We start from the raw sequence: 7,740 nt of genomic DNA, 5'->3' as shown, positions 1-7,740 counted from the left end.
TCGTTTCTAAGCGCGGCCCGCTCAAGCACGAGTTCATCTTCGGGACGAAGCGTTGAAACAAGACCGTCCCTGCTCGCGGCCGTGATGGTCTTGAGCTGATCTAAGCCCTTCTTTATCGCAGCCAGATGGCGAACGACTTCCCAATCCAACCCCAGCAGAAAGGAGACATGCTGACGACTGCTCACGGCGCCTTGTTGGGTGATGACCTTGAACGGGCTCTTCGGGGTGTCGGTCCGAATGACGTAGGAGAGGAGGGTCCGAACTGACAGACTGCCCGACCTCGGCTCGCCATCCGGCTCAAGCCGAAAGAGAGCTAATCCGAGTAGTTCCTTCCAGTCTTCAAGCGACGTTGTGCCTTCAGAAACATAAGGTGCGACGACCTCGCCCGCGGTCTGGTCGTAGCTCAGAGCGATTCGGGTGCCGCTGTTCAGCGCACGTGTCGCAGTGACGACTCCCCCGAACATCTCCAGCGTCAACGAGATTTCCCAACCGTCGTCAGCGAGCGGCAACAGGCTCTTTGGCCTGTTGCCGGCGAGTACCCAGTTCAGAAACATCAGCAGCGTCGATTTGCCTCGCGCGTTCCGAGTGTTCTGATTGGTCGATTCAGCAGCTCGTTCGGCGACGATGGCGTTGAACCCAGGCTTGAAATCGATCGGGTCGAACTCGTCCTTGTTGGCGAAGAGTCGGATAAGCATCTACTGCAACCTCACGATTCCGTCGCGGTAATCAAGCGCTCCCGCTCCATAGAGGAAGGTGAGAGCAGTTACGAAGCTGTCGAACGTCGCTCCCGAGTCCGCCTGTTTGAACTCGGAGAACAACTGCGCGATGGTCATGTTCTTGTTCTGAAGCTGCGATGCGATGAAGGATGCCTGACCCACAACTGTCTGCCTGGCCGGAGTGAACTTGTCGGGAAGGATCTCATTCACGTTCGAATATCTCGCAGATCTCAAACAAGTAGGCGATCACCGCGAGGGCGGCGGCTCGAACGCGCGGAGAATCGGTCGGCCCAGCGTTATCGAACGCGACTGTGACCAGGTAGTCGAACACTTCGTCCGGCCCCAGTCCCTCGGCGATCGCAGTGAAGTAGTCGGCTTTCATCCTGCTCGCCAAGGATCTACCGAACCCAGCCTCGATTCCGTTTTGAAAGGCCACGAACTCCGCGACGCGACTCGCTTGCGAGAGCCCATCGGCGATCCGAGCCACCGATCCGTCGCCGAGCGCATTCAACTGGATCTTCTCCTGGAGCGGCAACGCGAGGTCGACATGATCAGGTTGTCCCTTATCAGCGGCACGGCCGACGACCGAGCACACCAAGCTCAGTTCCTCATACGTCACATCGCCCAGCGCGTAACGCACGGCGCGCGCGACGGCGGCCTCGTGTGCCTTCTTCGCATCGCGCAGGAACTGAAGCGTGTGCAGGTTCAGCTGCGAATCAATCGCGTCGTGGTGGGGTCCACAGAGATAGATCAGGTTCGCGGCTGACCCTCTCTCAGCAGTTGTCATGCTCTCGACGTACCGAGGACCCCCGACACTAGCCGCTGCAATATGCGCGACCTTGCCTACGGCTTTTGGCCGATCCTGATCGTGACCTGGATCAAGCGTAAGCGGGATGGCGCATCCAGGATAAGCGCACGCGTTCCCACTGCGGGAAATGACCACCCGCTCTTGTGCCGGAGGCACGGGATCGCGTCGCTGCGTCGCCTGGGCCATAATCCGAATGCTAGTGATACTCCGCAGTTGTGCGCCGATTTGAAACCGCTTCGCCGCATGCTCCGTCCGTCCTTGTAAGGGGCTCCCGCGACTTCGCTCTGCAGAAAAAGCCAACGGTGAGCATGAACGGTTCGGAGGCGACTTCTGCCGACACCGGCGCGGCGTGTGCGACCGAAAGAATCAGGACCGAGTTGAGGCCCGCACGACGAGCTCGGGCCGGAACACCGTCTGGCGCGGGATGAGGGTGTCGTCGCCCGATTCCTCGAGCAGGATGCGCAGCGCCGTCTGCCCGATCGCCCGGCTCGGCTGACGCACCGACGAGATCGGCACGGCCGCGGCGGCGGCGAAGGCGATGTCGTCGAATCCGATGAGCGCCATCTGGTCGGGTACGAGCACCGATCCGTCGACGACGAGCGCCTGGAGAAGGCCGAGGGCGACGAGGTCGTTGGCGGCGAAGAGGGCGTCGGGGCGCTGCCCGGGCGGGCGTTCGAGGATGCGGCGGCCGGCATCCGCTCCCTCCTCGACGGTGAGCGCACGGGTCGCCACGACCTCGATCTCGGCGCCGACGTCACTCGCCTCGACGGCCCAGCGCGCCCCGTCGAGACGGTCGCGCACCTGGCGCATGTCGAAGGGCCCGCCGACGAAGGCGATGCGGCGGCGACCGGTGTCGATCAGGTGCTCGGCCGCCATCCGACCCCCCACGACGCTGTCGGTGGCGACCGACGAGAAGGTGCCCTCGACGTTCATCCGGTCGACGAGTACCGCCGGGATGCCGCGCTCGCGCAGCCGAGTCAAGCGACGGGTGATATCGCCGTAGGGGGCGATGAGCACGCCGCGCACGCTCTGCTCCTCGAAGAGATCGAGGTACATGCCCTCGCGGGCGGGGTCCTCGTCGGTGTTGCCGACCAGGACGGCGATGCCGTGCCGGGAGGCCTCGTCCTCGGCTCCGCGCACGACCTGGTTGAAGAACGGGTTCTGGCCGTCGAGCACGACGAACCCGACGGTCGAGGACACGCCCGCACGCAGGCGGCGGGCGGCGTCGTTGCGCACGTAGCCGAGGGCGTCGACGGCTTCGAGCACCCGCGTGAGCGATTCGGCCGAGACCTCGTCGGGCTTGTTCAGTGCATTCGAGACGGTGCCCACGGAGACGCCCGCGTGACGCGCGACGTCCTTGATGCTCACGGCCATGGGTCACCTCCTCGGGTCGACGGCAGAACGGGGGGAGGCCCGACCGGCTCACGCCGGCCGGGCCCGATGAAGGATGCCGACTTAGAAGTCGAAGTCCCCGATGTTGTCGGCGTTGAAGGTGAACGGGTCGCCCAGGAGGACGGTGCCGTTCGCGCCGACGGTGTAGCTGCCGAGGCGACCGGCGTCGAACTCGTCGCCTTCGGCCCCGGTGATGTCGCCGTCGATGAGCGCCTTCGCCGCGTAGGCGGCGAGGTAGCCGAGGTCACCCGGGTTCCACAGCGCGAACGCGGTGACGGTGCCGTCGAGCACGTAGTCGCGCATCTGGTTCGGGGTGCCGAGACCGGTCAGCGCGACCTGGCCCTTGAACTCCGAGGTGGAGAGGTAGCGCGCTGCCGCCGAGATGCCGACCGTGGTGGGCGAGATGATGCCCTTCAGCTCCGGGTACGTCGAGAGCAGGCCCGCGGTCTTGTCGAACGAGGTCTGGTCGTCGTCGTCACCGTAGACGACCTCGACGAGCTCGATGTCGGGGTAGTCCGACGCGATGTACTCGGTCATGATGTCGATCCAGGCGTTCTGGTTCGTCGCGGTGGCCGCGGCCGAGAGGATCGCGACCTGACCGGCGCCGCCGATCTGCTCGGCGATGAGGTCGACCTCGACCTTGGCGATGCCTTCGGCGTCGGCCTGGTTGATGAAGATGTCGCGGCAGTCGGCGTTGACGTCGGAGTCGAAGGTGACGACCTTCGTGCCGTTGTCCCGCGCCTCGTTGAGCGCATCGCACAACGCGTCGGGGTCGTTCGCCGAGACGACGAGGCCGCCGACACCCTGCTGGGCGGCGGTGTTGATGAAGCTGACCTGCGAGTCGGGCGTGGCGGTGGCCGGGCCGACCTCTTCGTAGGTGCCGCCGAACTCCTCGATCGCCTCGGCGCCACCGGCGTCGGAGGTGTCGAAGTAGGCGTTGCCCAGGTTCTTCGGGAGGAAGGTGATGGAGTAGTCGGCGTCGCCGCCGGCGCCGCCTTCGTCTCCGCCGCCGGCCGCGCAGCCCGTGGCGACGAGCGCCACGGTGAGGGCGATGCCGGCGACCGCGGTCGCACGGATCTTTCGGTTGAACATCGTTGTTTCTCCTAGTGTGAGGTTGCCGGTGCTTGCCAGCCCGGCGCTGCGGGGGGTCCCTGTTACTGCACAGGTCCCGGGGACCCCTTCTTCCCTCCCGGCACGACCCGCGTGACGCGGAGCCAGGCCAAGAAGCTGGTGGCCACGACGGAGGCCACGAGCAGCACTCCGGTGACGATGCTGATGACGTCGCTCGTCAGTCCGGCGAGGCGCAGCGCGCTCCCGACGAGACCGATGAGGAGCACGCCGGCGATGACGCCGTGCAGGGCTCCGCGACCGCCGAAGATGGAGACGCCGCCGAGCAGCACCGCGGCGATGACGTTGAGCTCGAGCCCCGCCGTGTTGTCGGCGAGCGAGATGTTCGTCTTGAGCGCGTAGTAGATGCCGGCGAGGGCCGACACGAGACCGCTGACCACGAAGAGCAGGAACTTGGTGCGCTCGATGCGCACGCCCGAGAAGCGCGCGGCCTCGCTCGAGAGGCCGATCGCGAAGATGCCGCGGCCGACCGGCGTGAAGTGCAGCACGACGGCGAAGACGACCGCGAGCACGACGAACACCACGATCATGTTCGGGATCGGGGTGCCCGGGATGCGGTCGAGGGCGAGATCACGGAGGGCCTCGGGGAAGCCGCCGACCCGGTCGGTGCCGATGAGTCCGACGGCGAGCCCGCGGAAGAGCGCGAGCGTGCCGATCGTGACCGCGAGCGACGGCAGCCCGACGACGGTGATGAAGAACCCGTTGATCGCCCCCGCGGCGACGCCGACGATCAGCGCGACGACGATCGCGAGGCCGATCGGGATGCCCGCCGCGTGCGCGATGCCGAACGCGACTCCGGCGAGGCCGGCGGTGCTGGCGACCGAGAGGTCGATCTCGCCGGTGATGATGATGAGGGTCATCGGCAGCGCGATGAGCAGCACCGGCACGAGGTCGGGCAGCAGGTACTGGATCGTCAGCGTGCCGGCGAAGCCGCGCACCGTGGCGCTCGCGACGACGTAGACGAGCACGAGCAGCGCGATGATCGCCATCTCATGGGTCATCAGGATGCGGCGCCACAGCGGTCGGCCGTAGTCGCGGTAGGTGCGCACCGGCTTGTCGGCGAGCGCGGCGAGTGACGTGTCGCTCATCAGCTCACAACCTCTTCCTTCTGTCGCGCGTGGACGTCGGTCAGTCGTCTCGCGGTGCGGAGGGCGAGCAGCCGATCGAGCACGATCGCGCCCAGGATGAGCCCGCCGACGACGGCGCCCTGCCAGAAGTCGGGCACCCCGACGACCGGCAACGCGCGGCTGATGGTGAGCAGCAGGTAGGCGCCGATCGCGGCTCCCCAGACCGTGCCGCTGCCGCCGAAGATCGCGACGCCGCCGATGACCGCGGCGCCCACGGCATCCAGTTCCCAGCCGTAGCCGGCCTGCGAGTTCACCGTGCCGTAGCGGGCGGCGTAGAGCACCCCGGCGAGTCCGGCGAGCGCGCCGCAGACCACGAACGCGGCGAGGGTGCGCTGCGTGACCTTGAGTCCGTAGAGGTGCGCGGCGCCGGGGTCGGACCCGATCGCGTACAGCTCACGACCGGCGCGCTGCGTGCGCAGGAACCACCCGGCGATCACGAGCACGACGATCGCGAGGATCGTCAGGTACGGGATGCCGGCGATCGCCGAGGTGCCGAGCGCGAGGAAGTCCTTCGGCATGTCGGACGGGTTGATGCGGTCGCTGCCGGTCCAGAGCACGTTGATGCCGCGGAACGCGTAGAGCGTGCCGAGCGTGATGACGAGCGAGGGCACCTTCGCGAACGCGACGAGCGCGCCGTTGAGCAGTCCGAGCAGACCGCCGAAGAGGATGCCGATGAGGAACACCGCCGGCCAGGGCAGCCACGGCAGGTCGATGAAGATCCGGCCCGTGAGGTAGGCCGACAGCCCGAGCGTCGAGCCGACGGAGAGGTCGACGTTGCGGGTGATGATGACGATCGCCTGACCGACGGCGACGAGCAACAGGATCGACGGGGTGAGCAGCAGATCGCGGAAGCCGTCGCCCGAGAACAGGAAGCGCGGGTTGGCGATCGTCGTGATCGCGACGACGATCACGAGGGCGAGCAGGATGCCGGTTTCGCGCGCGGTGACGAAGCGGGTGAGTCGCTGGAGCACGGGATTCATCAGGCGGCCGCCTCGGTGTGGGTCGCGGCGAACATGACCGACTCGGCCGTGGCCTCCGCGCGCGGCACGTCGGCAGTGATGCGTCCCTCGTGGACGACGAGCACGCGATCGGCCATGCCGAGCACCTCCGGGAGTTCGGACGAGATCATCAGGATCGCGAGACCCTGCTGCGCGAGTTCGGAGAGCAGGCGGTGCACCTCGGCCTTCGTGCCGACGTCGATGCCGCGGGTCGGTTCGTCGATGATCAGCACCTTCGGGTCGGTGGCGAGCCACTTCGCGAGCACGACCTTCTGCTGGTTTCCGCCCGAGAGCGTGCCGGCCTGCGTGTCGAGGGCACTCGTCTTGACCTCGAGGCGGCTCGCCCAGATGCGGGCGCTCGCGTTCTCGAGCCCGTCGGTGATGAGCCCGAACTTGGCGAGCGTGCGGCGGATGGCGAGGGTCGCGTTGCGGGCGACGCTCGACTCGAGCACGAGCCCCTGCTGGCGGCGGTCCTCGGGCACGAGCGCGAGCCCGGCGCGCATCGCCGAGGCGGGGTCGTTGCGGCGCAGGAGCGCGCCGTTCAGCCGGACCGAACCGGCGCTGTAGGAGTCGATGCCGAAGATCGCGCGGGCGATCTCGCTGCGGCCCGCCCCGACGAGTCCGGCGAGCGCGACGATCTCGCCCGACCGCACGGTGAAGCTCACGTCCGAGAAGACGCCGGGCCGGGTGAGTCCCTCGACGACGAGCACGTCGTCGCCGATCTCGGCCTCGAGCTTCGGGAAGAGCGTCGTCACATCGCGGCCGACCATCTGCCGCACGATCTCCTCGACCGTCGTCGACTCGATCGGGCTGGTGGCGATGTAGGCCCCGTCGCGCATCACGGTGACGGTGTCGCACAGGTCGAACACCTCGTCGAAGCGGTGCGAGATGAAGAGGATGGCGCGGCCTTCATCCCGCAGCGACCGGGCGACGGCGAAGAGGCGCTCGACCTCGACGCCGGAGAGGGCGGCGGTCGGCTCGTCCATGATCAGCACGCGCGCGTCGAGCGAGATGGCCTTGGCGATCTCGATGATCTGCTGATCGGCGATCGACAGGCCGAGCGTCGGGCGATCGGGGTCGATGCGCACGCCGAGCCGCTCGAACAGGGCGAGAGCCTCGGTGCGCATGGCCCGGCGGTCGATGACGCCGAGCGCTCCGCGCGGCTGGCGTCCCATGAAGATGTTCTCGGTGACCGAGAGGTCGGGGAAGAGCGTCGGCTCCTGGTAGATGACGGCGATGCCCGCAGCTTTCGCCTCGGCGGTCGAGCGGAAGTCGACGAGTTCGCCGTCGAGCAGCAGGTCGCCGGCATCCCGCTGGTAGAGCCCGGCGATGATCTTCACGAGCGTCGACTTGCCGGCACCGTTCTCGCCGACGAGGGCGTGGATCGAGCCTCGCTCGAGCCGCAGCGTTCCGTTGGTGAGCGCGATGACCGCACCGAACGCCTTCGCGATGTGGGACAGCTCGAGCGCCGGCGGGGCGCTGTGCTGAACAGGGTCGGACATCGTCGTCTGCTTCCGGAAAGGCGGGTACGGGGATCTCCACCTGAACCAGGAGTGAATCGATTCAGGCGA

At 67.2% G+C, this 7,740-nt stretch carries 8 protein-coding genes; all 8 read right to left on the bottom strand.

The annotated features are described in order from the left end of the window. On the bottom strand, positions 1-695 hold a 695-nt coding region (locus ACILQS_RS07115), incomplete at its 3' end, for a hypothetical protein (protein ID WP_395639421.1). Beyond that, a complete protein-coding gene (locus ACILQS_RS07110) occupies positions 696-926 on the bottom strand; it encodes an ABC-three component system middle component 6 (protein ID WP_395639420.1) in 231 nt (76 codons plus the stop codon). After that, complete coding sequence (locus ACILQS_RS07105) at positions 919-1,503, bottom strand: ABC-three component system protein (RefSeq protein ID WP_395639419.1); 585 nt, start codon at positions 1,501-1,503, stop codon at positions 919-921. The genes ACILQS_RS07110 and ACILQS_RS07105 overlap by 8 nt, the downstream gene beginning before the upstream one ends. 387 nt (positions 1,504-1,890) lie before the next feature. Next, a complete protein-coding gene (locus tag ACILQS_RS07100) occupies positions 1,891-2,898 on the bottom strand; it encodes a LacI family DNA-binding transcriptional regulator (protein ID WP_395639418.1) in 1,008 nt (335 codons plus the stop codon). A gap of 81 nt (positions 2,899-2,979) precedes the next feature. Then, positions 2,980-4,008 carry a rhamnose ABC transporter substrate-binding protein gene (rhaS, locus tag ACILQS_RS07095; RefSeq protein ID WP_395639417.1) on the bottom strand — a complete coding sequence of 343 codons (1,029 nt, stop codon included), beginning with the start codon at positions 4,006-4,008 and terminating at the stop codon, positions 2,980-2,982. 62 nt (positions 4,009-4,070) lie between these two features. Beyond that, positions 4,071-5,132, bottom strand: coding sequence for an ABC transporter permease (locus tag ACILQS_RS07090; protein ID WP_395639416.1), 1,062 nt, complete (start codon positions 5,130-5,132; stop codon positions 4,071-4,073). Beyond that, on the bottom strand, positions 5,132-6,151 hold the full coding sequence (locus ACILQS_RS07085; RefSeq protein WP_395639415.1) for an ABC transporter permease: 1,020 nt from the start codon (positions 6,149-6,151) through the stop codon (positions 5,132-5,134). The genes ACILQS_RS07090 and ACILQS_RS07085 overlap by 1 nt, the downstream gene beginning before the upstream one ends. Continuing rightward, complete coding sequence (locus ACILQS_RS07080) at positions 6,151-7,671, bottom strand: sugar ABC transporter ATP-binding protein (RefSeq protein ID WP_395639414.1); 1,521 nt, start codon at positions 7,669-7,671, stop codon at positions 6,151-6,153. Before ACILQS_RS07080 ends, ACILQS_RS07085 begins: the two co-directional genes overlap by 1 nt. Positions 7,672-7,740 lie beyond the last annotated feature (69 nt).

Source organism: Pseudolysinimonas sp. (assembly GCF_044239695.1).
Classification (GTDB): domain Bacteria; phylum Actinomycetota; class Actinomycetes; order Actinomycetales; family Microbacteriaceae; genus Pseudolysinimonas_A.
This window is presented reverse-complemented; position numbering and strand designations above follow the sequence as displayed.